We start from the raw sequence: 25,765 nt of genomic DNA, 5'->3' as shown, positions 1-25,765 counted from the left end.
TTAATACACTATTTTTAAGCGTTCTTTTAAAAAGCTTTCTAGGTTTAAATAATCTTCTAAATTTATATCATCATATCCATTAATATACACATTTTCATTTTGTGTTTTTCTTAAAAAATCTAAAACTTCATCATCGCTTTTTATAACATAAAAACTTTCTTTGCATTGGTAAAGTTTATCTTTGATAGTCATTTTTAATTCTTGATCTAAAGTTTTTCCATCTTGCAAAGCTAAATTTAGCACTTTTTCATAAGGGCTTAAATTTGCATGATTTTCTAAAGATAAAGTTCCTATATCATCGCTTATGAGTTCAGGTTTTTCTACAAGAGAAAATACTTTAAAGCCTAAATCTAAATTTTTATCCCTATTTTCTTTTAAAATTTTCTCACCCGCTCTTTTGACTCTTTCAATGGTTATATCACTAATAACTGGATTTTTGCTTCCTAGTTCATTTTTACAAAAATCATAAGCGATTTTGCTTTTATTCTCATCGATTTTTTCATCAAGTTGTACTAGGATGAATTTGCGATTTCCATTATCTTCTGCGTTGAGTTCCATTACTGCTTGTGCTGTCGTGCCACTACCTGCAAAAAAGTCTAGGATAAGATCAGAATTATCATTTGTAGCGTGGTTTATAATTTCTTTCATAAATTCAACACTTTTTGGATAGGTAAAATATTCTCCTAAACCTAAAGATAAAAGTTCTTTTGTGGCATTTTGATTCATAAATTTATTATTTACAAATTTTAAACTATCAAAAGTTTTTAGAGTAGTTTTTAATTCTTTTAAATAGCGTTTATAAATAAAACCCCTTTCATTTTCACTATGTTCTTTTTTAAAACAAACTCTTCCATCATCTATATGCTTTTGAATTGTGTTTTTTGAAAATAACCAAAACCTACCTTCTGGTGGATAATCCTCTTTTTTAGTATAAGGATTTACAACTGCAAAATATCCTGTTTTTTCATCACCACTTTTAGCACTTGGATCACCGCTTACCCACGCACCATTTGGATCATTATCGGGATTTTTATATTTGCTTAAATCTTTTTGTCCTCCATGTAAATTTACAAAGTTTTTATCTTTTGCATAACATAATAAAAACTCGTGTTGATAGTTAAGTCCTACTTTTGCATCATTTGTGGTGCTTTTTGTTTTTCTTATAAAATCAGCCACAAAATTCTCTTCCCCAAAAATCTCATCACAAAGAATCTTTAAATTTGCTTGTTCGTTATCATCAATGCTTATAAATATCACTCCATCTTCTCTTAGTAAATCTCTAGCAAGTTTAAGGCGTGGTAGCATAAAGCCAAGCCATGCACTATGACTTCTATCACCTTTAGCATTGATGAAAAAATTTAAAATTTCACTTCTGATTTCTTCACCTTCTTCTGTGATTTCTAAAAGTCCAACTTCTATTAAAAGTTTTTTATGCTCTTTTACAAAATCATCATTATAAATAAATTTATCATTTTTAGTATTGTAAGGCGGATCGATATAAATCATTTTTATTTTTTCATAGTAAGCGGATTTTAAAAGTTTTAAGGCATGAAGATTATCCCCTTTTATGATAGCATTTTTAGTAGTTTCAAAGTTTTTGCTTAAACTCTTATGAAATTTTAATTCTTTAGTATTTGGAGTATCGTAAAGAGCATTTGCTAAAGCTTTGCCTGTGAAACTTAACTCATAACCTCTAATTTCTTTATTATTTAAGCCTAAAAGCATAGCAATAGCCTTTAAATCGACTTGTCCATCTTTTATGGTTTGTGGGAAATTTAGCTTTAAATACTCTAAAAGTTCATTTTTATTTTCTTTTGTATTGATTAAATTTTCTTTTTTGATTTTATTTATATCAAGCATTATTTTCCTTTAAAACTTCATTGATACAATGAATTAATTTTTGTTTATTTATCCTTGTGTTAAAAATAATTTTTATATTTTCATTTTTTAAATTCTCATCTAATTTTTGAAAAAACACTCTAGCATAATCTATCTTTTTTCTTTCATTTAATGCGATATCATTTTCTTTATCATAGCCTTTACTTTCGCATACAAAAAAGATTTTTTTACCCTTTTGATCTTCTAAAAAATAAGCAAAATCAGGTTCATAGTTTTTATAAGGTGTAGGGATGCTAAGTTTTGGTAATTTGGCAAAAACTTTTATCGTTTTAGTTTCGATAATTTCATGATTTTCTTTGATGATTTCTTTTTCTATATTAGAATCATAAATCACACTTTCATAAAGATAATTTTTAGCCGGTTCTTCATCATCTTTGTAACGCCCTAATTTTTGCATAGCGATACTTTCTTTAAATTCGCCATTTTCTATCAAATTTTCATAAGAATTTGAAAAAGCATGAAGAGAAAATTCATAATTTATAGAGTGTAATAAACTATGATGAATTTTATCTTTGATGATGTTTTTTAGGCTATTAAAAGCTTTTTTTGGAGAGTTTTCAAATTTAGTTTTATCAAGTTTTTCATAAATTTTTAGCAAAAATACTAAAGGAAATTTTTCATCTTTACTGAAATTTAAAAGCAAATTTTGTATTTCTTGGTAAAGGCTTTTTTTATAATCAATTTCTTCCAAGGTTTTAATTTCTTCAGTGATGATAGAATTTTGCTTAGCGTCAAAAAGTTTTCTTTCATAATACACGCGTTCTTTTTCTATATTTAAAGCATTAAAAGCTAGTATAACTTCATCTATAATACTTTGTTCGTTTATGTTTTGATAAATTATTTGTGCTTTTTTATTAATTTTTTCCCAAAGCTCTTTAAAATCTTTGGCTAAATGCGTTCTTATTTTGACCTTATTATCTTGATTTTTAGCATTGATGATTTGCTCATGAGTGTTGTTTGAATTTTCTTTAAATATATTTAAGAATTTATCAAATTTATCGCCTAAAAGTTCTTTAAACTCTTCATTATCCTTTATACTTTCATATATAGGAGATAAGATTTTATAATTACTTTGTTCTTCATTGTAAGAAATTAATTTTGATTTTTTTAAAAGATAAATTAAATCACTAGCTAAATCTACATTTAATAAATTCTCAAGAAAGTTTTTTTCTAGTGTTTGACTATCAAATCTAAAACTAGAATCTAAAACTTCTTTTTGCAAATTTTCTATATAATCAACTTCTCTTGCACTCACTAAAATATCAAGATAATTAATATCATAAAATTGATTGTCATCAAAATCTAAATAATTATGCGTAATTCTCTTGCCTTTATTATTAACACAAAGTCTTAAACCACGCCCCACTTGTTGATGAATGCTAATTTGAGAAGAAGAATTTGAAAGTTTGGTTAAAGTAAAAATATTTGGATTATCCCAGCCTTCTTGCAAAGCCCAAACGCTGAAAATAAAACGCAAAGAAGTATCAAAAGAAAGTAATTTTTCTTTTTCTTCTAAAATAAGCTTTACTCCATTAGCTTCTTTTTCATCAGGACTTCCTTTATCACCACTAAAATAGCCTTGATGAACTCTTAAATTTCCTGCTTCATCAAAGTCTTTTTCTAAATATTCTTTATATCGAACATCTAAATTTAGCTTTAAAATTTCATTGCGTTTTTCTTTGTAAAGTTCTTCAAAAGTATTTTTAATAAAAGGACTTTCGCCCCTAAAATCTGTGATGTTCGGGATAAAAAACAAACTTAAAGCTTTGATACCTTTTTTAAAAAGTTTTTCTTCCTTTTCAAAATGCAAGTCAATCGCTTTTTTTAAAAGCTCTTTAATTTCATCATTGTTTAAAACATAACTTTCTTTTTTCTCGATAATAGTTTCACCATTAAAATAAGCTTTATTATCCTTTACTTGCGTTAAAATGGCATTATTTAAAAGAGAAAAACTATCTTGTAACTTTATTGTTTCTTCTCTTTCTATGCCATTTAAAGTATAGGTAAAAATTGCTTTTTTATTTTTATACTCTTTAAGAAAAATATTGTTTGTATTTACTCCTAAAGTATGTACTTTGACTTGTTTTACAAGATATTCTTTAAAAGCAGATATAGAATCAAGACAATAGATCATATTGCTAAGTTCATAATCTTTTTCTTTTGGAAAAGTCGCCCCAAAGCGAAAATAAAGTGAATTCATTTTTGAAAAATATTCATTAAAAGCCTTTCCTTTAAGTAAATGAGGCTCATCAATAATACTAATAGGTTTTAAATCTATGATATTTTCAAAAACGCTTTTGAATTCAGATAAACTTTTAAATAAACTTTCATTTTGTTGATTAAGCAAATTGGTTTTTTTATCAATAGCACTATTGGTTAAAACCAATACCGAAAGCTCATCTTTATTGTTAATGTAGTGATTAATAATAGCACTCTGACTCTTACCATCTGAGTAGTAATAGGCTTTTAAATATTTTTGATATTCTGAATAAAAATAAATTTTTGTGAGTTCTATATTTTGTTTTACGCTTTCTAAAATTGCTTTTCTTGGAACAAAAATAATGAATTTATTTTGCTTAAATTGCCTATGAAGTTCAAATATCAAATTTAAATAAGTAAAAGTCTTACCTGTGCCCGTTTCCATTAAAATATCTAAATTTAATTTATCACTTATATTTTGCACTGGTAAAAAGGTGTTTTTATAAAATTCTTTCAAACATTCTTTTAAATTATCCTGTCTTTTAAAATCAAAATCTTTTAAAAGCGTGATAATATTATCTATGCACTTAACTTGATACTCTTGTTTTTCAAAAATCATTCACATTTTCCGATAAAATATTTTAAACATTTTATCTTATTTTGGCTTAATTAAAAGAAGTTATGCAAGAATACACGCTAAAAAGCGTGTATGAAGATTTATTCTCTCCAGCCGTATTTTTTAAAAATTTCTTTAGCTTCCTTAGAACTTAAATAAGCAATAAAATCTTGTGTTTCTTTGCTCGCACCTTCTTTGGCTACCACATTAAAAGTTCTATAAACAACCAAGTCTTTTTCTATAGCTACGGCAGTTCCTATGTCAGGATTGCTTTTTGACCAGTCAATCCAAGTGATCCAAGCATCGGCTTGATCTTGTGCGAAAAGCTTTCTTGCACTTCCACTATTTGGAACAAAAGCTACGATATTGTTTCTAAAATTTTGTATGGTTTTTATATCTTGAGTTCTACCTATCATATCTTCCCAAACTCCAGTTCCAGAAGTATTGCTCTTTCCAGCACCTTCAGGTACAACAATTCTTACTTTTTTATTAGCCAAATCTTTTAAACCTTTGATTTTTAAAGGATTGCCTTTTTGAGTAAGTATGATGGCTTCTCTAAAATACAAAGGCTTGATTTTACTCACATTAAAATCTTTTCTAAAATCACTTGCTATAGCTAAAGCCGATTGATCTGAAGCGCCAAATAAAATATCTGCATCTTTTTTAGCCTTTTCAAACCAAGTCGCTTGAGGGCCAAAATTTACATTTACTTTAACGCCTGTTTTTTCGCTATATTTGTTTGCTATATCTTTTAAGGCCGTGTGTGGGCCACCTGGTCCATAAAGATTTACATCTGCATTTGCCATACTAAAAGCCAAGGCACATGCACCAAATAAAGTAATAATTTTTTTCATAGTATTTCCTTTTATGATAAATTTTTATTGATTGAAGGTAAGATTTTAGAAATTATATGTTAATAAATAGTTATAATGTAACAAAAATATTATTAAAATCTAACTTTTGCTTGGTATTTTTGCAAGCAAAAGTTAAAATTGTTATTGATACTTCTTTTTAGCGCTAAAATGACATAAAGTAGAACAAAGTATACAAAGAATACAAGCACTAAGGAGCATGATAAGACCAGCATTCCAACTACCATAGTAATCCACAGCTCAACCTATAGCTTTTGTTCCAAGTGAAGCGCCGACTACATAACTCATAAAGCCACGAAGTCCTACACAAGATCCTACTGCAAAAGCAGGAACGACTTCCATAGTTTGCACACTTGCTAAAAATTGTGGTATATAGACTAAACACCCCGCCATAGCTGCAAAGAAAATAACCATATAAAGATTATTTGAAGTAAAATATCCAATAATCATAAAGAAAATAATCACCATGGCGCCTATAGCAGGAGGCATTCTATAGCCTTTAAAAATTTTATCTGAAATATATCCTGCAAGTAAAGTAGAAGGTATGGCAGCCCATTCAAAAAGCCAAAAGGCAATACCCATTTGTTCTTTATTAAAGCCTTTTGTTTCTAGCAAGTAAATAGGAAGCCAAGAAATAAGCCCAAAACGCACCATATAAACAAAAGTATCCATCCAAGCCACATACCAAGCATTTTTGTTTTTAAGCACATAACGATAAAAAATTTCAAAACTGCTTAAATTTGGAGTTTCTATAGCTTTGATTTCTTCTGTTTTAATCCCTCGCATTTCATTGATTTCAGTAATATCAACCAAACCTTCATTTTTAGGACTTCCTTTAACCGCATAAAGCACATAAAGACTAATGATAACTGCACAAGCAGCAGGAGCATAAAAATGATTCATGTGCCAATATGTTTCGTTAAAATCTGCCATACTCACACCCAATAATGCTGCTAAAGCAAAACCTGAAAGCGAAACTATAGGAGCAACTATCCCTCCTCCTATATTATGTGAGATATTCCAAACGGCCGTGTAAATTCCCCGCTCTTTTTTGGGATACCAGTTTGCAAGAGTGATAAAAGAAGGACCTACCCCCATACCTTGAAAAACCCCAAGCGCGATAACAAAACCTACATAAGCGTAAAAAGAATTTGAAAAACCAAGTAAAACATTTACAAGAGCACATAAAATAAGACCTAAAGCCATGTATTTTTTAGGATCAGCTTTGTCGCTTATAACGCTCATTGCACCCTTGCTAATCCCGTAAGCTATAAGCATTGAGCCTGTGATTGTTCCGATGTCTGATTTACTGAGATCAAGTTGATTTTGTATAAATGGAGTTGAAAGAGTGATATTATTTCGCACAAGATAATATCCCATATATCCTATAAAAACCCCACTTAAACTCCAAGTTCTCATTTTGTAATATCTAGGTAAAATTTCCTCTTTAGGAAATTTCATAGCTTTTGCCTTAGGTTTGAAAAAATCAAACATATTTAAACCCTCCTTACTAACTTTATATTTTTATAGTTTAAATAATATTAATCGATATAAAATAAAAAAATAATTAAAAATAATACGAAATTTATATAATTTAAAATTAAAATTTTTATACTATGAAGCTTTAAAAAAATATGTTAAAATCCAAATTTTATCTTTTGCAAGGAAAAGCAATGAAAGAAATTCTTATCACTAATGACGATGGCTATGAAAGCGAAGGACTTAAAAAACTCATTAAGATGTTAAAAAAAGAATTTAAAGCCAAGATTACCATAGTAGCTCCTGCTAGTGAAAAATCAGCTTGTTCACACTCCATAACCCTAACCAAACCTTTGCGTTTTGTTAAAGTAGGAAAAAGATTTTACAAACTTGATGATGGCACTCCAGCAGATTGTGTTTATCTTGCACTTCACGCACTTTATAAAACACGCTTGCCTGATCTTGTAATCAGTGGGATTAACAAAGGAGCAAATGTAGGCGAAGACATTACCTACTCAGGAACTTGTGCAGGAGCTATGGAGGCGGTTTTACAAGGAATTCCCGCTATCGCTCTTTCTCAATTTTATAAAAAAAGTGAAAAAGAACTAGACTATAAAAATGCTTTAAAAATTACCAAAAAAATCATTCAAAACATTTTTGATAAAGGTTTTCCTTTGGAAAAAAAAGAATTTTTAAATATCAATTTTCCTGCAAAATCAAAAATCAAAGGCATTAAAATTTGTAAAGCGGGCAAAAGGGTTTATAATTTTGAAGCCCACTCAAATGTCAATCCACGAGGAGTTGAGTACTATTGGCTTGCAGCAGCGAATTTAGACTTTGAAGATGAGAAAAATAGCGACATTGCCTTACTTAAAAAAGGTTACGCTACAATAACCCCTATAATGCTAGATCTTACAGCTTATGAAAAAATGAAAAAAGTTAAAAAATGGTTAAAGGCAAAAGAATGAATGATAGATTTACGCGTATAAAATGGCTCGTTGGAGAAGAAAAATTTCAAAAAATTTCACAAACAAAAGTTTTGGTTTGCGGACTTGGTGGAGTGGGTGGAATTTGCGTTGATGCGCTTTATCGTAGTGGTTTTAAAAACCTTACTTTAATCGATGCGGATAAATTTGAAATCACTAATCAAAATCGCCAAATTCATAGCGAAAATATAGGCGAAGAAAAGGCTAAAGTATTTGAAAGAATTTATAAGGCTAAAGGTATAGTTAGTAAAATCGATGAAGATTTTTTAAAAAATTTTGATTTAAGCGAGTTTGATCTTATCATAGATGCCATTGATGATATCCCTGCAAAAGTAGCTTTGGCTCATCTTATAGATTTTAAAAAACAAATTTTTATCTCTTCAACAGGTGGAGCTAGAAAGCTTGATCCAACACGCATTAAAACTACAAGTATTTTTAAAACTCACGGCGATGCTTTAGCGAAAAAATTTCGTTATGAGCTTAGAAAATCAGGCTTTAAGGGAAATTTTGATGTAGTTTTTTCTGATGAAGAAGCACATTGTAAAGATTTGGGTTCTTTTATGGGTGTAACGGCTTCTTTTGGCTTGGCTTTAGCAAGTTTAGCAATGAGAAAAATACTTGATAAGAAGAGCTAAATTTCAAGATTTAAACCCTTGTGTAAAACTTTTCAAAGAAAGTGTGAGTAAGCTTTGCGTTAAAGAATACACTCAAGATCAAATCAAAGCTTGGATTAAGATAGATAAGAAAAAATGGGAAGAAAAATTCATAAAAGATTTTATTTATATCTATGAAAAACAAGGAGAAATTGCAAGTTTTATAAGTTTAAAAGAAGATGAGAAAATGCTTGATTTGCTTTTTACTCACCCTAAATTTACAAGACTTGGTTTGGCTAAAGAGTTGCTTGATTTTGTGTTAAAAAAATACTCTTACAAAGAACTTTATGTTTTTGCTTCTTTAAGCGCAAAACCCTTCTTTTTAAAAAATGGCTTTGAGGTTATTAGAGAAAATGAAGTTTCAAAAGAAGGGCAAATTTTAAAAAACTTTTTAATGAAAAAGGGAAATTTATGAAAAAAATCATCTTGTTTTTATGGATTTTAAATTTTGCCTTTGGACAAGATAAAATATTAGAAGATTTTTTTAAAGATTATAATACAAGTGGGATTTTTATAATCTTTGATGGAAAAAATTATGCAAGTAATGATTTTCAAAGAGCAAAACAAACCTTTTCTCCTGCTTCAACTTTTAAAATTTTTAATGCTTTAATTGCGCTTGATAATGGTGTAGTTAAAGATACAAAGGAAATTTTTTATCATTATAAGGGCGAAAAAGTATTTTTGCCCTCTTGGAAACAAGATGCTAGTTTAAGCTCAGCCATAAAACGCTCTCAAGTGCCTGCTTTTAAAGAATTAGCAAGAAAAATAGGACTTAAAACCATGCAAGAAAGCTTAAATAAACTTTCTTATGGAAATGCAAAAATTTCAAAAATCGATACCTTTTGGCTGGATAATTCTTTGCAAATTTCTGCAAAAAATCAAGCTGATTTACTTTTTAAACTTTCACAAAATTCTTTACCTTTTTCCAAGAAAAGTCAAGAAGAAGTTAAAAAACTTCTTCTTTTTAAAGAAAATAAAATACAAAAAATTTATGCCAAAACAGGTTTTAATGATAATATAAATTTAGCTTGGATTGTTGGATTCGTAAAGACTAAAAACAAAATTTTATCTTTTGCTTTAAATGTTGATATAAAGCACATTAAAAATATTAAAATAAGAGAAGAATTGCTAGAAAAATATCTAGCAATCATAACAAATTAAAATAATCCTGCAATCTGATTTGCAATTTTATCTTCTAAAATAGGCGTAGCTTCAGGAAGTTTAAGTCCTGTTTTCACAGCTTCTGCAAAAATAATAGTATTTTTTTCTATATATTTGCCTTCATAAGTTTGTTGTGTATTATTGATTTGATTTGAATTTAAATGTCCTACTTTATCACTGCGAACATTTCCGCCAAAGCTATTTAAAAAGCCTGAGCTTTGGGAATCTCTTACACTAGCTTGTCCGCTAACATTACCACTAGAAGTTAAAACTTTACCATCAGCTTTTTGCTTGATATTAATATCTACTTGCATTTGCCAAATTGTATCTTCGGTAAGTTTTCCTAAAAGTCCTCCTACTAAAGCACCTGCAGCACCTGCAGCAACCATACCTCCTGCACCACCGCCATTATAGCCACTAACTGCCACACCCGTAGCACCTCCTGCAACAGCACCGCCTACAGCATTATTTTCTTGTTTTTTATCACAATATAAAATATTAGTACTTAAAATATAATTTGCTTTATCAGGATCATCTATAACTTTATATCCTTTAGCTTCCAAAGCACTTCTTAATTTAGGTTCTAAATTTACATCATGTCCGCTTGTATTTTTGATATTTAAAAATACAATTCTTTTTTCCTTAGCCACAGGATCAAGAAAAATACTTTGACTCATTGTTGCATTAGTTTGTAAAGTAGTTGTTAAACAACCTGTGAGCAAACTAGCTGCCAAAACACTACTTAATGTGATTTTAAAAATTGATTTTTTCATGATTTCTCCTTAAAGTATAGAATTTTGTTTATTTTTGCGTTCTTGTTCTTCTTTTTTGATATAGTCTTTATAAAGTTTTTCAAATTGATTAGTTTTATAAGTTAAATACATCTCAAAACTTAAATGAGGTGATTCAAGTTCTATTTTACAATCTCCATCCTGTAATTTTACATAACGATTACCTACATAAGGTACTTCTTTTTTGATAATTTTATATTTTGAAAGCGAAGATAAAATATCATTAAAACGATCTTTATGAAATTTTAATTGCACTAGTGTTAATCTATTTTCTTTATCAAAAATAAAAAGAACTTTATCTTTTAAACCCTCAAGCTCAAAATCACTTGAACTTACTTCAATAATCTTACCCCCTGTGTAAATACTAGTACCAGCATTTGAAAAGTTCGGATATTTTTTTACAACTTCATCGAAATTAGCTTTACCAAGTTCTAAGCCAAAAGGCATGGGATTTGCAAATATAACAGTAGTGTAAAAAATACAAAATAAAAATATTTTTTTCACAATTAACTCCTTTTTAAAAATGAAAAATCAATTATAAAGACTTAAAGCTTAACAAACACTTATAAGTGTTTGTTATTTTACACTTGCTTTTTTATCATTCTAAAAATAACAATTTAGGTATTCAAATTGGAACAAGAATTAGATATTTTTTTTAATAAAATTGTAGAAAAAGTTAAAAAAGAAAGAAAAAAGCGAAAAATATCTCAGCTAATGCTTGCTAGTATTTTAGGACATAAATCACCAAATTATATTGCAAAAATAGAAACTAGAAAACATGGAGCAAATTATAATCTTGCTCATCTTTATCAAATTTCTAAAGAATTTGGTATAGACATCAAAGACTTAATGCCTTAAATTTTTTCCAACAATAATAGGATTAAAAGCTTTTACTGAAAGTATGAGAGTGTCGCCTATTTTTATATCTTGATAAGCTTTTAAAAATTCCTCTTCACTAAGAGTAATTTTAATAATGTCTTGATTTAAAAGCAAGGTTAAAACCACTAAAATATCACTTTTTTTAATTTCTAACAAAGTTGCACTCAAACGCAATTTTGCACTAATACTTGAATGAGTAAAAAATTCATTTTTAGGAAAATCCTTAATGATTTTTCCATTTTTAAGCTCTAAAATCCTATGACTTAACTTATAAATTTCAGCTAAATCATGACTTACCAATAAAGTACTTATCTTAAAATACTCTAAAATTTTAGCCAATTCATCTTGTAAATTGGCGCGCATTTTAAAATCCAAAGCGCTCAAAGGCTCATCTAAAAGCAAAATTTTTGGCTCCCTTGCTAAGGCTCTTGCTAAGGCTACTCTTTGCGCTTGCCCTCCACTTAAATGTTTAGGATAAATTTTAGCTAAATTTTCAAGATCCATTAAGGCTAAAAGCTCACTAACCTTTGCTTTAGAACTAGCGGCATAGGCGATATTTTCTTTTACATTCATATTTGGAAAAAGTGCATAATCTTGAAAAACAAAACCAATTTTTCTTTTTTGCAAAGCTAAACTAAAATTTTTTGAAGAATCAAACCAAAGTTCATTATCTACTTCTATACACCCCAATTTAGGCTTTATAAGCCCTGCTATGATTTTTAAAAGAGTGGTTTTTCCTGCTCCGCTTTCGCCAAAAAGTGCAGTAATTTTTCCTGATTCTATATCTTTTTTAAAATTTAAATTCAGCCTTCCTTTAGCAGTATTCATAGGATGATTGATATTAATTTTTATCATTGAAAACTCATTTTTTTATTGACAAAATAAAGACTAAAAAGCACTAAAAAAGAAAAAATAAACAATATAAAAGCATATTGATGGGCTAAGTTATAGTTTAAGATTTCAAGTTCATCATAAATAGCTATACTAGCCACTAAGGTTTCACCTTGTTTATGTCCTCCTATCATCATCACGACTCCAAATTCACCCACAGTATGGGCAAAACTCATCGCACAAGCACTAAAAATTCCTGCTTTAGAATTAGGCAAAATCACTCTAAAAAGAGTATGAATTTTACCTTTACCTAAACTATAAGAAGCATCGAGCAAATTTGGATTGATCGATGAAAAGGCACTTTGCAAAGGATTTACCATAAAAGGCAAAGAAAAAATCAAAGAAGCAAAAACAAGACCTTCAAAACTAAAAACCAAAGAAAGATTAAAATATTCTTTTAAAACTTGCCCTAAAAAACTATTAGCCGAAAAAGTTACAAGCAAATAAAATCCCAAAACACTAGGAGGTAAAATCAAAGGCAAAGAAATAAAGCTTTGAAGGATTGTTTTAAAAGGAAAACGCACAAAACTTAACAAATAAGCTAAAAATACACCGATAAAAAAAAGAATAAAAGTTGTGATAAAAGCAAGTTTAAAAGTAAGATAAAGGGTTTGTAAAAAAGCTGGATCAAGCACTATGACTCCTTAATACAATATCATTTGCTTTTACAAAACAAAGCCATTCTTGATTTTCACAAAGTTCAAGTTCTAAAGCTTTTTCTTTAGTGATAATACTAGAAAGTTCACTACCTTTAAAATCAAAAAATACCTGATACAAAAGTTCGCCTTTTTTAATTTTTGTAATTTTAGCTAAAAAAGAATTTTCAACACTTAAAAGAGTTTTACTTGTGCTAAAACAAAGCTCATGCTCTTTAAAAAGAAGTTCTACACTCGCGCCAATTTTTAAATTTTCTAAAGATTTTAATTCAAGCATTAAAACACTAAAAATCACTTCTTTAGAAAGTATTTTAACAATAACTATATCTTCTTGATTTAAAAGCTCACAAATTTGTCCTTTTATAAGGTTCATGGTGTGCTAAATCCGTATTTTTTAAAAATTTCTTTTGCTTTTGAAGAGCCAATAAATTCGCTAAATTCAAAGGCCAATTTTTTATCCTTAGCGTATTTTGTGATGACATAACTTTGTTCTAAAGGGCTAAAATGCTTTGGATTAATAATACTTGTTTTACCCTTAGGATGATTGATAGGAGAAACTAAAGAATAAGCCACTATAGCTATATCTGCATTTTTACTATCTACATGTAAAACAGGCACTGAGATATTTTCGCCTAAAACGATTTTATCCTTAAGAAGCTCATTTAAATCCAAATTTTCAAGCACTTCTTTAGCCGCTACTCCATAAGGAGCTACTTTAGGATTGGCTATGCTTAGATGCGTGATTTTACCTGCCTTTTCTTTTAAATTTTCAATGCCTCCTTGGAGTAAATTTTCATCCAAACTATACAAAGCCAAAACTCCTAAAACATAAACTTTTGGCTTTATTAAAGCATTTTTATCATCATAAATAGCCTTAGCATATTTAGTATCCGCTGAAAAAAAGAGATCAAATTCTCTTCCTTGTTTTAAAAGCTCATAATATTTTCCAGAAGCACCAAAAACCAATTCTATTTTATCTTCTGGATGTGTTTTCAAAAACTCATCTTTAACTTCACTCATCGCCTTTGAAGCTGAAGAAGCTACAAAAATGCTTAAATTTTGCGCATTTAAACACGAAACAAAAAACAAAATCCCAAAAAATACTATAAACTTTTTCATTTAGTTTTCCTTGTGTAAAAATTTAATTTTTGGATTATAACACAAAAAATTCATTTTATATCATTTTTGCATAAAATAAATACAGGATGATAAGTGAGTTTGTTTTGAAATTTTTCTTCAAATTCTTTTAAAAAACCTTTATTTAAAGGATAAAAACCTAAAGAATTTACCCCGCTTAATTTTAAATGTCTAAAAACATCTAAAGCATTATCAAAGCTTAATTTTATGAGTTCTTGAGTAATTTTTACTTCATTAAAATAGACTTTAAAATTTTGCTCTAATTCATTTAAGCTAAAATAATTTAAACCAAAACCTGTGCTTTGTTTGATTTCTTTTAAATTTTGTTCTGCAAAAGTAGAAAGAAGTAAAATTCCATTTTGATTTAGCATATCCCTAAGACTTGGTAAAATGCGTTTTAAATCAAGCCATTGCAAAGTTGCATTTGAAACGATAAGATCAAATTTCTCTTTACTTAAATCCTGTTTTGCAATTTCATTCATATCAAAAATTAAAATATTAGAATTTTCTTTAAAATCTAAAATATCATTTTTAACATACTCGTCAAAGGTAATGAAATTTTGAAGTTTTTTACTAAATTCACCCCTACCACAACCAAATTCAAACACTTTTTCAAAATGTGAAATTTTTAAATCTTTTAAAATTTCACAAAGTTTTAAACCCATGAAATCTTGCACTTTTGCATGTTTTTCATAATCTTTTGCTTTTAAAAAATTCAAAGCTCATCCCAAGTTTTAAAATGAAAAAAAGCAAAATGCGGTTCATCTAAAAAAATAAGTTTTGAAAAAGCATTTTTTAAAGCATTTGGTGGAAAAATTTCATCTTCTTTGCTTGAATAAACCTTATCCCAAAGCAAATTTTCTTCTTGTTTTGTTAAAGCAAAGTCAAAAAGTTTTTCAAGCTCTATTTTCAAAGCTTTTTCATCTTTAAAAATAAAATCTTTGGTTAAGCTTTTGCATTTTTTAAATAAAGTCTCTTTAAAATGTTCTAATTTAAAATTTTGCAGGGTTTTTTTAAAAATTGTAGGATGAATTCCTTTTGATTTATCTATGCCTAAATTTGTGCCATTTATGGCTATTTTTTGTTTAAAATTAAGCTCTTTTAAAAGTCTATTTGCCACACAAACTCCCATAGAAAAAGCGATTAAAAAAAGCTCATCAAAAGCTTTGAAATCAAAATTTAAATCAAAATTTTCATAATCATAAAATAAAATCACATTTTTATCGCTTTTTAAATGCAAAAAATGGCTAGGATGTGAAGCAAACCCTCCAAATACCACTATAAGTTTTTTTGAATCAGGATTTTTGCATAAAAATTCATATTTCATAAAAGCTCTATTATCCTTTCAAGTTCCTCTGTATTAAGTCCTGCGTGCAAAGAAAAACGAATTCTGGCTGTATTCTTTGGCACGGTAGGTTCTTTAATCGCAGGAGCAAAAAATCCAGCTTTTTGAAGTTTTTGTGAAATTTCTAAGGCTTTTTTATTTTCACCTAAAAGCAAGCAAATAATATAAGCATCACCTAAAACAGTGTGATTTTTTTCTTGCAATTTACTTTTAAAAAAAGTACTTAAAAGTTCTAATTTTTCTCTTTCTTTCTTAAAATAAGGCATTTTTTTAAAAATAAATTGTGTCCAAGCTACACTAATAGGTGGTAAAGCTGTAGAATAAATAAAAGCTCTAGCTTTGTTGATGAAAAATTTTTTATATTTTTCATCACATATTATACAAGCACCCATGGAAGCAATGGCTTTTCCAAAGGTAAAAACCAAAAAATCCACTTCATTTTCCAAGGCTAGTTTTTTAACAAGCCCCAAACCCTCTTCATCAAAACAACCCACGCTGTGTGCTTCGTCTATATAAAGCTTGATTTTATCATAACGCTTTTTAAGCTCACACAAAGTTTTAAAATCGCTAAAATCTCCATCCATACTAAACAAAGCTTCGCTTAAAACGATGATATTTTCATAATTTTCATAATGTTTTTGGATCAAACTCTCTAAATGATTCATATTTTTGTGATGAAAACGAAAAAAATCAGCCCCACCAAGTTTTAAGCCATCAATCATACTCGCATGAATAAATTTATCAGCTAAAAAAAGCGTCTTAGAAACGCTAGAAAGTGCTGCTATACAAGAAATATTTAAATGATAGCCACTATTAAAATGCAAAATTTGCTTATCTTTAAATTTAGTCTTTAAAAAACTTTCTAATTCTTCATAAATTTCAAAATTTCCACTCAAACTTCTTGAACTCGAACTTGAAAAAAACAAATCTTGTTCTTTTAGGGTGTTTAAAAACTCAGCTTTTAACTCTTTAGAAGACGCCAAATAAAGATAATCATTTCCTGCCAAATTTAAAAGTTTTTGATCTTGCTTATAAACAAATTTATTTTCATGTTTTAAAGGCGTTAGAGTTCTTAGATTATGATTTTGCTCTAGATCTTGCAAAATTTTTTCAAGCTTCATTTTTTTCCTGTAAATTTAAAAATTTAAAGTATTATTTTGCCAAAATATTTTTAAAAAAGAAGTTATAATGCAAAATCAAATCTTAAAAAATCTCGATTTAAAACACATTTGGCACCCTTGCACACAAATGAAAGATCACGAAACCCTACCTTTAATCCCTATAAAAAAAGCAAAAGGCGTGTGGCTTTATGATTTTGATGATAAGGCTTATATGGATTGTGTGAGTTCTTGGTGGGTAAATCTTTTTGGTCATTGTAATGAAAAAATCGCAAATGCCATCAAAAAACAAGTTGATGAGCTTGAGCATGTGATTTTAGCAGGTTTTACACATGAGCCTATCATCAAGCTTTCTACGAGACTTTGTGAAAAAGTGGGGCATGATTTTAATAAATGTTTTTATGCGGATAATGGATCAAGTGCCATTGAAGTAGCGCTTAAAATGAGTTTTCATTATCATTTAAATAAAGGTTTGAAAAAAAATAAATTTTTATCTTTAAGCAATTCCTATCATGGCGAAACCTTAGGGGCTTTAAGTGTGGGCGATGTTGCGCTTTATAAAGATACTTACAAAGCCTTGCTTTTAGAGTGTTTAAGCACTCCTGTGCCACAAGGTAAAGACTATACTAAAGAGCTTGAAATTTTAAAAGATATTTTAGAAAAACACTCGAGTGAAATTTGTGCTTTTATACTTGAGCCTTTAGTCCAATGTGCGGGAAATATGCACATGTATGAAGCTAGCTTTATCGATGAAGCAATAAAGCTTTGCCATGATTTTAATGTGCAAGTGATTTTTGATGAAATTGCGGTAGGTTTTGGACGCACAGGCACTTTGTTTGCCTTGCATCAATGCAAACAAAGCCCCGATTTTATCTGTCTTTCAAAGGGAATTACAGGAGGATTTATGCCCCTTTCTGTAGTGCTTACAAAGGATGAAATTTATAATGCCTTTTATGCACCCTATAGCGAACAAAAAGCCTTTTTACACTCTCATAGTTATACAGGAAACACTCTAGCTTGTGCAGCAGCTAATGCGGTTTTAGATATCTTTGAAAATGAAAATATTTTAGAAAAAAATCAAATTTTAAGCACCTTTATCCAGCAAGAATTTTCAAAACTTAAAAAATTTGATTTTTTAGGAAATTTTAGAACTTGTGGAATGATCAGTGCTTTTGATATTTTAAGCCATAAACACGAACGCGTGGGACTTTTTGTATTTCAAAAAGCCTTAGAAAAAGGTTTGCTTTTAAGACCTTTAGCAAATACGATTTATTTTATGCCTCCTTACATCATCACAAAAGAACAAATCGTTTATGTAGTAGAGAGTTTAGAACAAATTTTTAAGGAATTTTAAGTTGCAAAATTTCTTGCATTTGCTCTTTAAAATCTTGATTTAAAATGCTATTTTCATCAAAAAAATCAAGATTAATTATGGGAATTTTTGCATAATTTTTTATAAAATCATCTTGAAAGGTATCTTTTTTGCCCATCATCACAAGGGCTAAAAGATTAATATTTCTTTGCTTTAAAGCTTCAATGCTAAGCAAGATATGATTAATGCTTCCAAGATAGTATTTTGCTACTAAAATCGTAGGGTGTTTAAAAATATTCACAAAATCAATCATAGTGTAATTTTCATCCATAGGAGAAAAAAGCCCACCTGCAAGCTCAATAAGTAGGTTCTCACTTTTTGGTAAAATAATATCTAAGGCTTTATAATCAAGCTTTTCTTTGATTTTTCCAAGATGAGGGGAAGCTGGAGTTTGCAAAAAAATACCTTCTTTAAAAACCTTTGTTTTTGGGCTAAATTTTGCAATAAACTCGCTATCTGTTGGAGTTCCTGCTTGAATGAGTTTAAAATAATCATAGTTAAAATTCGCGCAAAAAGCTGCACTAAAATGTGTTTTTCCTACATCAGTATGTATTCCACTCACATAAATTTGCACAAAAAATCCTTAAGAAAGAAATTTTAAACCTATTGTACAAGCAATAATCACAGCGATTAAAAAAAGTTTTAAAAAACTTTTACTTTCTTTATAAAAAAGTACTCCTATCATTACCCCACCAGCAGTTCCAGCTCCTGTCCATATAGCATAAGCAACACTCATAGCGATATTTTGCATACTTAAGCTTAAAAAAGTAAAAGAAAATCCAAAACACACAATCAAAGCCAAAAGGTAAAGCTTGTTTTTAGTGCTTACAAGTTCTTTCATGATCACCACACCAAAAATTTCACAAGCAGTAGCTAAAAACAAATAAAACCATTCCATAACTAAGCTTCCTTGCTTACCCATTTAAGGGCTATAATGCTTAAAAGTAAAATCGCTATAAGCACAAGTTTAACTATAGAAACAGCCTCGTTAAAAATAAACATTTCATTTAAAACCACCCCAACAGTGCCAATGCCTACAAAAACACTATAAGTAATACTTACTTCAAGTCTTTCACAAGCTTTTAAAAAGCAAGTAAAAGAAATACAAACTCCAATGGCTGTTAAAATATAATGCCAAATTTCTGTAGAATATTTAAGTCCGCTTACCCAAAAGCATTCTATAATCCCACCTAAGATTATTAAAAACCAAGCTATATTGATATTGAATTTTTCATTCACATGAAGCCTTAAATTAACATAATTTATAAAACAAATTATATCTTAAAGAAATTAAAGAAGCTATAAATTTACTTTTCCATAAGCCAAAATTAGATATAATCAAAGCTCATTTTTTAAGAAAGGACAAAAGATGTTAGAAGGTATCGTTAGAGAGAGTATCGGTAGAAAAGCTGCTAAAGCTTTAAAAAGAGATGGTTATCTAATCGCAAACATCTATGGAAAAGGATTAGAAAACATCAATGCCGCTTTTAAAGTAAATGAGTTTATTAAGGAAGTTCGTAAAAAAACTACTTTAATTTTTGATGTAAAAGTAGGTTCTCAAACTTTAAGCGTTGTAGTTGTGGATTATCAAAAAGATCCTGTAACTGCAGAACTTAAACATGTGGATTTAAAAGTTGCACAAAAAGGTGTGATTTCTAAATACATGGTTCCAGTTAAAATCACAGGAACAGCTATAGGTCTTAAAAATAAAGGTGTTTTAATCCAATCAAAAAGAAGATTAAAAGTAAAATGTGCAGCTGAAAATTTACCAAATTTTTTCGAACTTGATGTAAGTAAACTTGATGTGGGTGATGCTTTACTTGTTCGTGATATTGTAGTTCCTGCGGGAGTAACTATGATTGATGCTGATAGAGTAGCGGTTGTAGGTGTAGAAAAAGCTAGATGATTTTAGTCGTAGGGCTTGGCAATATAGGCGTAGAGTATGAAAATACCCGTCATAATGTCGGTTTTATGCTAATTGACTTGCTTTTAAAAGAAAGCAATTTTACAAATCTTACAAACTCTAAATTTAAAGGAGAACTTTTTAAAATAGGTTCTTCTTTACTTCTTCTTAAACCTAGTACTTATATGAATAATTCAGGACTTAGTGTAAAAGCAGTGAATGATTTTTATAAATGCGAAAGAATGATAGTTATCCATGATGATATAGATATAAATTTAGGAGCCTTGCGCTTTAAAAAAGGCGGTTCAAGTGGTGGACATAATGGGCTTAAAAGCATAGATACTTTATGTGGAAATGGTTATGAAAGAGTGCGTATAGGAGTGGGAAAGGGTGAAAATGTGATTTCCCATGTTTTGGGCAAGTTTAAAGCCGAAGAAGAAATAACTTTAAGCAAAGTTTTAGAGCATACAAAAAAAGCTTTGCTTGAGCTTATTGAAAACGATGATTTGTCTGCTATATCATCCAAATACAGCCTAAAGGCTTAAGATGTGGATATTTTTTCGTTTTATTTCAGGGATTTATCTAAAAAATTTTTTTATTATATTTTTTTCTTTACTTGGTTTTTATTGCGGTATTGATTTGCTCTTAAATTTTAAAGATCTACCAAAAGCCGCAAATCTTGATTTGCTTTATGTTATGTTTTTATCTTTCTCGGCAGTGCCTTATGTATTACCCATTTCTTTGATTTTTGCTTTGGTAGTTTCTTTGATTTCTATGATCAGAGCAAATGAATTTGTAAGTCTTTATGCGTTAGGACTGAGCAGAAATTATGTTATTTTATTTCCTTTTTTATGGGCTTTATTTTTTTGTTGTATTTATATAGGATTGAATTTTACTTCTTTTGCTTATGCAAATGATTATAAGAGAAATATTTTAAAAAATGGCACTATTATGAATCAAAGTGGAGAAGTGTTTTTGAAATTTAACAATAATTTTGTTTATATTTCAAAGATAAACAATGGACAAAATAGTGCTCAAAATATAAAAATTTTTAATATCAATGATTTAAATTTAAGCTCTTTTGTAAGTGCTAAAAATGCCCATTTTGAAGGTGAAAGTTGGATTTTGCGAGATGGTAATATTACATTATTACCTAAAAATTATGAACTTGCTAATGATGGTTTAAAGATACAAGATTTCTCCGAGCTTAAATCACTTGAGGGTTTTAAACCAAAGATTATAGAAGGGGTTGCTAGTAATAGTGATTATTCAATATCTGACGCACTTGAAAGTTTTGAGCTTTTTAAGGCGCAAAATGTCAATACAGATGCTCTTAAAATCAATCTTTATAAATTTGTTTTTACTCCTTTTTTTGCACCATTTTTAATGCTTATTATGTATTATTTTTTTCCTGTAATAGCAAGATTTTTTAATCTTGCTTTTGTAACTTTTATAGCTTTTGTAGTGACTTTGATGATTTGGGGAGTCTTGTTTTTGCTTACTAGATTAAGCGAAAATAGTGTGATTGCAAGTGAAATTGGCATTGTAGTGCCTATTATAATTTTGGGTTGTTTAAGTGCTTATATGTATTATAAGCATCGATAAATTAAGCTTTGTGTAGTAAAATTATAAAAATTAAAGGTTAAATATGGATTATAAACAATTAAAGCAAGAATTTAATACTCCTTTTTATATTTACAATTTTGATTTCATAAAAGAGCGTTTTTTAAATCTCAAAGAGGCTTTTAAGGCAAGAAAATCTCAAATTTTTTACGCTGTAAAAGCCAATTCAAATTTAAGTTTGTTGCAAATGCTTGCAAATTTAGATAGTGGATTTGATTGTGTGAGTATAGGCGAGGTAAAGCGTGCCTTAAAAGCAGGAGCAAAAGCTTATAAGATTATTTTTAGTGGAGTAGGAAAAACCAAAGAAGAGTTAAGACAAGCTTTAGAATATGATATTTTATATATTAACCTTGAAAGCGAAGCTGAAATGATGCTTTTAGAAAGTGTGGCTAAAGAACTTAATCTAAAGGCAAGAATCAGTATTCGTGTTAATCCAAATGTTGATGCAAAAACTCATCCTTATATTTCTACAGGATTAAATGAAAATAAATTTGGTGTTGAAATTGATATAGCAAGAAAAATGTATCTTTATGCAAAAAATTCATCTTTTTTAGAGCCTGTTGGAGTGCATTTTCATATAGGTTCGCAACTTTTAGATATTTCTCCCATTCATGAAGCAGCAGGCATTGTTGCAAAACTTGTAAGAGAGTTAAAAGCCTTGCAAATCGACCTTAAATTTTTTGATATAGGCGGTGGTTTGGGTGTAGCTTATGAAAAAGATGAGTGCGAACCTGATCTTTATAATTATGCACAAGGTATATTAGCACAACTTCATGGGCTTGATTTAACCATAGGAATGGAGCCTGGAAGGTATTTAGTTGCTAAAAGTGGAGAATTTGTTTGTTCAGTACTTTATGAAAAACAAAATAAAACCAAGCGTTTTGTTGTAGTAGATGGAGCGATGAATGATCTTATACGCCCAAGTTTATACGAGGCTTATCATGAAATAATCTTACCTTATAATCAAGCCCAAGAGAGTTTATGTGATGTTGTAGGTGGAATTTGTGAGAGTGGAGACTTTTTTGCTAAAGCAAGGTCTTTACCTAGCACTCAAAGCGGCGATATAATGGTTATTAAAAATACTGGAGCTTATGGTTTTAGCATGAGTAGTAACTACAATACTCGTAATAAAGTTTGCGAATTAGCCCTTGAAGAAGGACAGGTAAGATTGATCCGTCAAAGAGAAAATTTTGAAAATCAAATCGCTTTAGAAGAGAAATTTTTAAAGGCTTAAAATGTTTTTTTTAGATGTTCAAGGGACTTTAATTTCTGATCATGATAAGAGTTTAATCCATGGTGCTAAAGAATTGATCGATTTTTTAAATGCAAAAAATCTTCCTTATGTTATCATTACTAACAATACAAAAAAACTTGATTTTTTAGAAAAATTACAGCAAAAAGGATTGGCTATAAAAGAAAATGCTTATATTGATCCTTTTAGCGTTTTAAAACACCTTTTAAAACCTTGTAAAGTTGCGGCTTTTGGTGCAGATGAGTTTGTAAAAAGTCTTGAAAATCTTGGTTTTGAACTTGATTTTGTAAATCCTAGTGCTGTGCTTGTAGCTAGTTATGATGATTTTAAATTTAAAGATTTTGCTAGTATGATAGAATTGGCTAGAAGAGAAGTTAGGTTTATAGCTATGCACGAAACTAGCATTTATAAAAAAGATGGTAGGCCTTATCCTGGTGTAGGTAGCATTATGGCTATGCTTAAAAATGCTATTGATTTTGAATACGAGGTTGTGGGTAAGCCTAGCATTGCTTTTTATAAAGAAGCTTTAAATTTGATAAGAAAACAAAATTCAAAAATCGATTTTGAAGATATTAAAATCATTAGTGATGATTTTAGAGGAGACTTGCTTAAGGCAAAAGAACTTGGCATGAAAACCTTGCTGGTTTTAAGCGGAAAGATAAGCGATACAAAAGGCATTGATATGGATTTGCTTGATGGAGTTTATCCTAGTGTTTTTGAGTTTTTAAAGGAGCTAAAATGCCAAATTTAGAAGAATTTAGAAATAAAATCGATGCGGTTGATGATAAAATTTTAGAACTTTTAAATGAAAGAATGACTTATGTTAAAAGTATAGGCGAGCTTAAACAAAGCAGTGGGGGAGCTATTTATCGTCCTGAGCGTGAAAGAGCCATTATCAATCGTTTAAAAAATGCAAATTTAGGACTTTTAGATCAAAATGCCATAGAGGCAATTTATCAAGAAATTTTTGCAGTTTCAAGAAATTTAGAAATGCCTCAAACTATAGCTTATTTAGGGCCTGAGGGAACTTATACTCATCAAGCAGCAAGAAGTCGTTTTGGTGCGATGAGTCGTTATATAGCCTTGGCTAATATCGAAGATGTTTTTAAAGAGTTAAGCAACAAAGAAGCAAAATACGGTGTTGTGCCTATAGAAAATAATACCGAAGGTGCAGTAGGTATTACTTTAGATTGTCTAGGTAAGTATAATGAGCTTAAAATTTTTGGTGAAATTTATATGGATATTCATCATTCTTTTGTGGGAATTAATGAAAATTTAAAAGAAATCAAACGCATTTATTCGCATCCGCAAGGTTATAATCAATGTCGTAAATTTTTAGAAAGTCATGAACTTAGCGCTATAGAATTTGTTCCTTCAAAATCTACAGCTAATGCGGCTTATTTAGCTTCGCAAGATAAATATGCGGCAGCAATTTGCTCTAAAATAGCGGCTAAGCTTTATAATGTGCCTGTGCTTTTTGATAAAATAGAAGATAATGCAGCCAATAAAACAAGATTTTTAATTTTAAGCGATATTAAAAATCCTAAAATGCCAAATTGTAAAACTTCTATTTTAGCACACACAGCACATAAACCTGGGGGGCTTAGCTTTTTATTAGAGCAGTTTAAAAAAGAAGATATCAATCTTACCAAGCTTGAATCTCGTCCTGTAAAATCAAAAGAATTTTTACACAGTTTTTATATAGATTTTGAAGGGCATATTGATGATGAAAATGTAAAAAAAGCTTTAAAAGATATACAAGAGATTGTTTGGCTTGGATCTTATTTATCAGGAGAAAAAGATGAAATTTAATGAATTTTTAAATCATTTAAGCAATTATGAACCCGGAAAAGATATAGAAGTTATTGCCAAAGAATATGGCGTTAAAGAAGTGATAAAATTAGCAAGTAATGAAAATCCTTTTGGTACGCCACCAAAAGCCATAGAATGCTTAAGACAAAATGCAAACAAAGCTCATCTTTACCCTGATGATAGTATGATAGAACTTAAAAGCACATTGGCTCAAAAATACAAAGTTCAAAATGAAAATATTATCATTGGTGCAGGTAGTGATCAAGTGATTGAATTTGCTATACATGCTAAGTTAAATTCTAAAAATGCTTTTTTACAAGCCGGAGTTACCTTTGCTATGTATGAAATTTATGCCAAACAATGCGGTGCAAAGTGTTATAAAACTCAAAGCATTACTCATGATTTAAATGAGTTTAAAAAGCTTTATGAAGCACACAAAGATGAAATTAAACTCATTTTCTTATGCTTACCAAATAATCCTTTAGGCGAGTGTTTGGATGCAAGTGAAGTGACCAAGTTTATTAAAGGTGTGGATGAGGATTGTTTAGTTGTGATTGATGCAGCTTATAATGAATTTGCAAGTTTTAAAGATAGTAAAAAACATTTAGAACCTTGTGAATTGATTAAAGAATTTGACAATGTACTTTATTTAGGAACTTTTTCTAAACTTTATGGATTAGGAGGCTTACGCATTGGTTATGGTATAGCTAATGCTAATATTATTAATGCATTTTACAAGCTTCGTGCTCCTTTTAATGTGAGCAATCTTGCTTTAAAAGCAGCAGTTGCAGCAATAAATGATGATGAATTTACTAAAAAAACTTTAGAGAATAATTTTTCTCAAATGGAGCTTTATAAAGAATTTGCTAAAAAATATGATATTAAAATCATTGATAGTTATACAAATTTCATCACTTATTTTTTTGATGAAAAAAATAGTACAGATTTGTCTGAAAAATTGCTTAAAAAGGGTATAATAATAAGAAATTTAAAAAGCTATGGTTTAAATGCTATACGCATTACTATAGGAACATCTTATGAAAATGAAAAATTTTTTACAGAATTTGATAAGATTTTAAGATAGATAAATCAAATAAAAATATGTAAAATTCGCTAAACTA

Annotated in this window: 29 protein-coding genes; 13 read left to right on the top strand and 16 right to left on the bottom strand. The window is 29.2% G+C overall.

Annotated features, from left to right (window positions below):
- The 4 genes from ELQ10_RS02815 to ELQ10_RS02795 form a co-directional block, all read right to left on the bottom strand.
- Window positions 1-1,860 carry a site-specific DNA-methyltransferase gene (locus ELQ10_RS02815; protein WP_133401571.1) on the bottom strand — a complete coding sequence of 620 codons (1,860 nt, stop codon included), beginning with the start codon at window positions 1,858-1,860 and terminating at the stop codon, window positions 1-3.
- Window positions 1,853-4,717: a DEAD/DEAH box helicase family protein gene (locus tag ELQ10_RS02810; RefSeq protein WP_134250169.1), complete on the bottom strand. Its 2,865-nt coding sequence runs from the start codon at window positions 4,715-4,717 to the stop codon at window positions 1,853-1,855. Before ELQ10_RS02810 ends, ELQ10_RS02815 begins: the two co-directional genes overlap by 8 nt.
- 98 nt (window positions 4,718-4,815) lie before the next feature.
- Window positions 4,816-5,568 (bottom strand): AcfC family glycoprotein adhesin PEB3, encoded by a 753-nt coding sequence (gene peb3 / locus ELQ10_RS02805; protein WP_044305756.1) that lies wholly within the window; start codon window positions 5,566-5,568, stop codon window positions 4,816-4,818.
- Between the two features lie 258 nt (window positions 5,569-5,826).
- The gene (locus ELQ10_RS02795; RefSeq protein WP_243833025.1) at window positions 5,827-7,080 is read right to left on the bottom strand and encodes an MFS transporter; all 1,254 of its coding nucleotides are present in this window, start codon (window positions 7,078-7,080) and stop codon (window positions 5,827-5,829) included.
- 179 nt (window positions 7,081-7,259) lie between these two features.
- Here ELQ10_RS02795 and surE point away from each other — a divergent pair, with 179 nt between their 5' ends.
- Genes surE through ELQ10_RS02775 form a run of 4 tightly spaced genes read left to right on the top strand, consistent with a single transcriptional unit; the run spans window position 7,260 to window position 9,865 of the window.
- Complete coding sequence (surE, locus tag ELQ10_RS02790; RefSeq protein WP_052834185.1) at window positions 7,260-8,033, top strand: 5'/3'-nucleotidase SurE; 774 nt, start codon at window positions 7,260-7,262, stop codon at window positions 8,031-8,033.
- Window positions 8,030-8,686 carry a ThiF family adenylyltransferase gene (locus tag ELQ10_RS02785; RefSeq protein ID WP_002876872.1) on the top strand — a complete coding sequence of 219 codons (657 nt, stop codon included), beginning with the start codon at window positions 8,030-8,032 and terminating at the stop codon, window positions 8,684-8,686. Before surE ends, ELQ10_RS02785 begins: the two co-directional genes overlap by 4 nt.
- Complete coding sequence (locus ELQ10_RS02780) at window positions 8,670-9,119, top strand: GNAT family N-acetyltransferase (protein ID WP_002893360.1); 450 nt, start codon at window positions 8,670-8,672, stop codon at window positions 9,117-9,119. The genes ELQ10_RS02785 and ELQ10_RS02780 overlap by 17 nt, the downstream gene beginning before the upstream one ends.
- Window positions 9,116-9,865 (top strand): OXA-184 family class D beta-lactamase OXA-449, encoded by a 750-nt coding sequence (locus ELQ10_RS02775; protein ID WP_002893358.1) that lies wholly within the window; start codon window positions 9,116-9,118, stop codon window positions 9,863-9,865. Before ELQ10_RS02780 ends, ELQ10_RS02775 begins: the two co-directional genes overlap by 4 nt.
- Here the strand turns inward: ELQ10_RS02775 and traT are convergent.
- Both traT and ELQ10_RS02765 read right to left on the bottom strand, forming a co-directional pair.
- A complete protein-coding gene (gene traT / locus ELQ10_RS02770) occupies window positions 9,862-10,638 on the bottom strand; it encodes a complement resistance protein TraT (protein WP_002861079.1) in 777 nt (258 codons plus the stop codon). The two genes, ELQ10_RS02775 and traT, sit on opposite strands and share 4 nt — an antisense overlap.
- A 9-nt stretch (window positions 10,639-10,647) precedes the next feature.
- On the bottom strand, window positions 10,648-11,160 hold the full coding sequence (locus tag ELQ10_RS02765; RefSeq protein ID WP_002861080.1) for a hypothetical protein: 513 nt from the start codon (window positions 11,158-11,160) through the stop codon (window positions 10,648-10,650).
- A gap of 126 nt (window positions 11,161-11,286) precedes the next feature.
- Here ELQ10_RS02765 and ELQ10_RS02760 point away from each other — a divergent pair, with 126 nt between their 5' ends.
- The gene (locus tag ELQ10_RS02760; protein ID WP_002870726.1) at window positions 11,287-11,514 is read left to right on the top strand and encodes a helix-turn-helix domain-containing protein; all 228 of its coding nucleotides are present in this window, start codon (window positions 11,287-11,289) and stop codon (window positions 11,512-11,514) included.
- Here the strand turns inward: ELQ10_RS02760 and ELQ10_RS02755 are convergent.
- From ELQ10_RS02755 to ELQ10_RS02725, 7 genes are read right to left on the bottom strand one after another with little or no spacing between them, the layout of a single operon-like run.
- Complete coding sequence (locus ELQ10_RS02755; RefSeq protein WP_134250168.1) at window positions 11,503-12,390, bottom strand: sulfate/molybdate ABC transporter ATP-binding protein; 888 nt, start codon at window positions 12,388-12,390, stop codon at window positions 11,503-11,505. The two genes, ELQ10_RS02760 and ELQ10_RS02755, sit on opposite strands and share 12 nt — an antisense overlap.
- Window positions 12,387-13,061 (bottom strand): molybdate ABC transporter permease subunit, encoded by a 675-nt coding sequence (modB, locus tag ELQ10_RS02750; protein ID WP_134250167.1) that lies wholly within the window; start codon window positions 13,059-13,061, stop codon window positions 12,387-12,389. Before modB ends, ELQ10_RS02755 begins: the two co-directional genes overlap by 4 nt.
- Entirely contained in the window at window positions 13,054-13,455 is a 402-nt protein-coding gene (locus ELQ10_RS02745; protein ID WP_133401567.1) for a molybdenum-pterin-binding protein, read from the bottom strand. Before ELQ10_RS02745 ends, modB begins: the two co-directional genes overlap by 8 nt.
- A complete protein-coding gene (gene modA / locus ELQ10_RS02740; protein ID WP_133401566.1) occupies window positions 13,452-14,201 on the bottom strand; it encodes a molybdate ABC transporter substrate-binding protein in 750 nt (249 codons plus the stop codon). The genes ELQ10_RS02745 and modA overlap by 4 nt, the downstream gene beginning before the upstream one ends.
- Before the next feature lie 50 nt (window positions 14,202-14,251).
- Complete coding sequence (gene bioC, locus ELQ10_RS02735) at window positions 14,252-14,938, bottom strand: malonyl-ACP O-methyltransferase BioC (protein WP_070305080.1); 687 nt, start codon at window positions 14,936-14,938, stop codon at window positions 14,252-14,254.
- Complete coding sequence (locus ELQ10_RS02730; RefSeq protein ID WP_133401565.1) at window positions 14,935-15,546, bottom strand: pimeloyl-ACP methyl esterase BioG family protein; 612 nt, start codon at window positions 15,544-15,546, stop codon at window positions 14,935-14,937. The genes bioC and ELQ10_RS02730 overlap by 4 nt, the downstream gene beginning before the upstream one ends.
- Entirely contained in the window at window positions 15,543-16,685 is a 1,143-nt protein-coding gene (locus tag ELQ10_RS02725; protein ID WP_002892872.1) for a pyridoxal phosphate-dependent aminotransferase family protein, read from the bottom strand. The genes ELQ10_RS02730 and ELQ10_RS02725 overlap by 4 nt, the downstream gene beginning before the upstream one ends.
- Before the next feature lie 67 nt (window positions 16,686-16,752).
- On the opposite strand from ELQ10_RS02725, the gene ELQ10_RS02720 reads away from it, so the two are divergent.
- Window positions 16,753-18,036, top strand: coding sequence for an adenosylmethionine--8-amino-7-oxononanoate transaminase (locus tag ELQ10_RS02720; protein ID WP_133401563.1), 1,284 nt, complete (start codon window positions 16,753-16,755; stop codon window positions 18,034-18,036).
- Here the strand turns inward: ELQ10_RS02720 and bioD are convergent.
- Genes bioD through ELQ10_RS02705 form a run of 3 tightly spaced genes read right to left on the bottom strand, consistent with a single transcriptional unit; the run spans window position 18,023 to window position 19,293 of the window.
- Window positions 18,023-18,628, bottom strand: coding sequence for a dethiobiotin synthase (gene bioD / locus ELQ10_RS02715; protein WP_002894784.1), 606 nt, complete (start codon window positions 18,626-18,628; stop codon window positions 18,023-18,025). The two genes, ELQ10_RS02720 and bioD, sit on opposite strands and share 14 nt — an antisense overlap.
- Window positions 18,629-18,637: 9 nt before the next feature.
- Window positions 18,638-18,952: a multidrug efflux SMR transporter gene (locus tag ELQ10_RS02710; protein WP_133401562.1), complete on the bottom strand. Its 315-nt coding sequence runs from the start codon at window positions 18,950-18,952 to the stop codon at window positions 18,638-18,640.
- A gap of 2 nt (window positions 18,953-18,954) precedes the next feature.
- Window positions 18,955-19,293, bottom strand: a complete 339-nt coding sequence (locus ELQ10_RS02705) for a multidrug efflux SMR transporter (protein WP_002892867.1) — start codon at window positions 19,291-19,293, stop codon at window positions 18,955-18,957.
- Between the two features lie 130 nt (window positions 19,294-19,423).
- Between ELQ10_RS02705 and ELQ10_RS02700 the strand changes: the two genes are divergently transcribed.
- Genes ELQ10_RS02700 through hisC form a run of 7 tightly spaced genes read left to right on the top strand, consistent with a single transcriptional unit; the run spans window position 19,424 to window position 25,728 of the window.
- Window positions 19,424-19,960, top strand: coding sequence for a 50S ribosomal protein L25/general stress protein Ctc (locus tag ELQ10_RS02700; RefSeq protein ID WP_002791314.1), 537 nt, complete (start codon window positions 19,424-19,426; stop codon window positions 19,958-19,960).
- On the top strand, window positions 19,957-20,502 hold the full coding sequence (pth, locus tag ELQ10_RS02695; protein ID WP_133401561.1) for an aminoacyl-tRNA hydrolase: 546 nt from the start codon (window positions 19,957-19,959) through the stop codon (window positions 20,500-20,502). The genes ELQ10_RS02700 and pth overlap by 4 nt, the downstream gene beginning before the upstream one ends.
- Before the next feature lies 1 nt (window position 20,503).
- Entirely contained in the window at window positions 20,504-21,562 is a 1,059-nt protein-coding gene (locus ELQ10_RS02690) for an LptF/LptG family permease (RefSeq protein ID WP_002866667.1), read from the top strand.
- Between the two features lie 43 nt (window positions 21,563-21,605).
- On the top strand, window positions 21,606-22,814 hold the full coding sequence (lysA, locus tag ELQ10_RS02685) for a diaminopimelate decarboxylase (protein ID WP_002854538.1): 1,209 nt from the start codon (window positions 21,606-21,608) through the stop codon (window positions 22,812-22,814).
- Between the two features lies 1 nt (window position 22,815).
- A complete protein-coding gene (locus tag ELQ10_RS02680; RefSeq protein WP_133401560.1) occupies window positions 22,816-23,583 on the top strand; it encodes an HAD-IIA family hydrolase in 768 nt (255 codons plus the stop codon).
- Window positions 23,571-24,644: a prephenate dehydratase gene (gene pheA / locus ELQ10_RS02675; protein WP_002857448.1), complete on the top strand. Its 1,074-nt coding sequence runs from the start codon at window positions 23,571-23,573 to the stop codon at window positions 24,642-24,644. The genes ELQ10_RS02680 and pheA overlap by 13 nt, the downstream gene beginning before the upstream one ends.
- Window positions 24,634-25,728, top strand: coding sequence for a histidinol-phosphate transaminase (gene hisC, locus ELQ10_RS02670; RefSeq protein ID WP_133401559.1), 1,095 nt, complete (start codon window positions 24,634-24,636; stop codon window positions 25,726-25,728). The genes pheA and hisC overlap by 11 nt, the downstream gene beginning before the upstream one ends.
- The last annotated feature ends 37 nt before the right edge of the window (window positions 25,729-25,765 follow it).

The organism is Campylobacter sp. US42a (assembly GCF_004379055.1).
In the GTDB taxonomy this organism is placed as follows: Bacteria; Campylobacterota; Campylobacteria; order Campylobacterales; family Campylobacteraceae; genus Campylobacter_D; species Campylobacter_D jejuni.
Note: the sequence above shows the minus strand (reverse complement) of the source record. Positions and strands in the feature narration are given on the sequence as shown.

Excerpts from the sequence above, each read along its gene's own strand:
- ELQ10_RS02795 (WP_243833025.1), bottom strand. The coding sequence starts at position 7,080 with ATGTTTGATTTTTTCAAACCTAAGGCAAAAGCTATGAAATTTCCTAAA.
- ELQ10_RS02710 (WP_133401562.1), bottom strand. The coding sequence starts at position 18,952 with ATGGAATGGTTTTATTTGTTTTTAGCTACTGCTTGTGAAATTTTTGGT.
- pth (WP_133401561.1), top strand. The coding sequence starts at position 19,957 with ATGATTTTAGTCGTAGGGCTTGGCAATATAGGCGTAGAGTATGAAAAT.
- lysA (WP_002854538.1), top strand. The coding sequence starts at position 21,606 with ATGGATTATAAACAATTAAAGCAAGAATTTAATACTCCTTTTTATATT.
- ELQ10_RS02810 (WP_134250169.1), bottom strand. The coding sequence starts at position 4,717 with ATGATTTTTGAAAAACAAGAGTATCAAGTTAAGTGCATAGATAATATT.
- peb3 (WP_044305756.1), bottom strand. The coding sequence starts at position 5,568 with ATGAAAAAAATTATTACTTTATTTGGTGCATGTGCCTTGGCTTTTAGT.
- ELQ10_RS02785 (WP_002876872.1), top strand. The coding sequence starts at position 8,030 with ATGAATGATAGATTTACGCGTATAAAATGGCTCGTTGGAGAAGAAAAA.
- ELQ10_RS02775 (WP_002893358.1), top strand. The coding sequence starts at position 9,116 with ATGAAAAAAATCATCTTGTTTTTATGGATTTTAAATTTTGCCTTTGGA.
- traT (WP_002861079.1), bottom strand. The coding sequence starts at position 10,638 with ATGAAAAAATCAATTTTTAAAATCACATTAAGTAGTGTTTTGGCAGCT.
- ELQ10_RS02700 (WP_002791314.1), top strand. The coding sequence starts at position 19,424 with ATGTTAGAAGGTATCGTTAGAGAGAGTATCGGTAGAAAAGCTGCTAAA.
- ELQ10_RS02730 (WP_133401565.1), bottom strand. The coding sequence starts at position 15,546 with ATGAAATATGAATTTTTATGCAAAAATCCTGATTCAAAAAAACTTATA.
- modA (WP_133401566.1), bottom strand. The coding sequence starts at position 14,201 with ATGAAAAAGTTTATAGTATTTTTTGGGATTTTGTTTTTTGTTTCGTGT.
- ELQ10_RS02755 (WP_134250168.1), bottom strand. The coding sequence starts at position 12,390 with ATGATAAAAATTAATATCAATCATCCTATGAATACTGCTAAAGGAAGG.
- ELQ10_RS02680 (WP_133401560.1), top strand. The coding sequence starts at position 22,816 with ATGTTTTTTTTAGATGTTCAAGGGACTTTAATTTCTGATCATGATAAG.
- ELQ10_RS02690 (WP_002866667.1), top strand. The coding sequence starts at position 20,504 with ATGTGGATATTTTTTCGTTTTATTTCAGGGATTTATCTAAAAAATTTT.
- surE (WP_052834185.1), top strand. The coding sequence starts at position 7,260 with ATGAAAGAAATTCTTATCACTAATGACGATGGCTATGAAAGCGAAGGA.
- ELQ10_RS02815 (WP_133401571.1), bottom strand. The coding sequence starts at position 1,860 with ATGCTTGATATAAATAAAATCAAAAAAGAAAATTTAATCAATACAAAA.
- ELQ10_RS02720 (WP_133401563.1), top strand. The coding sequence starts at position 16,753 with ATGCAAAATCAAATCTTAAAAAATCTCGATTTAAAACACATTTGGCAC.
- hisC (WP_133401559.1), top strand. The coding sequence starts at position 24,634 with ATGAAATTTAATGAATTTTTAAATCATTTAAGCAATTATGAACCCGGA.
- pheA (WP_002857448.1), top strand. The coding sequence starts at position 23,571 with ATGCCAAATTTAGAAGAATTTAGAAATAAAATCGATGCGGTTGATGAT.
- ELQ10_RS02725 (WP_002892872.1), bottom strand. The coding sequence starts at position 16,685 with ATGAAGCTTGAAAAAATTTTGCAAGATCTAGAGCAAAATCATAATCTA.
- ELQ10_RS02745 (WP_133401567.1), bottom strand. The coding sequence starts at position 13,455 with ATGAACCTTATAAAAGGACAAATTTGTGAGCTTTTAAATCAAGAAGAT.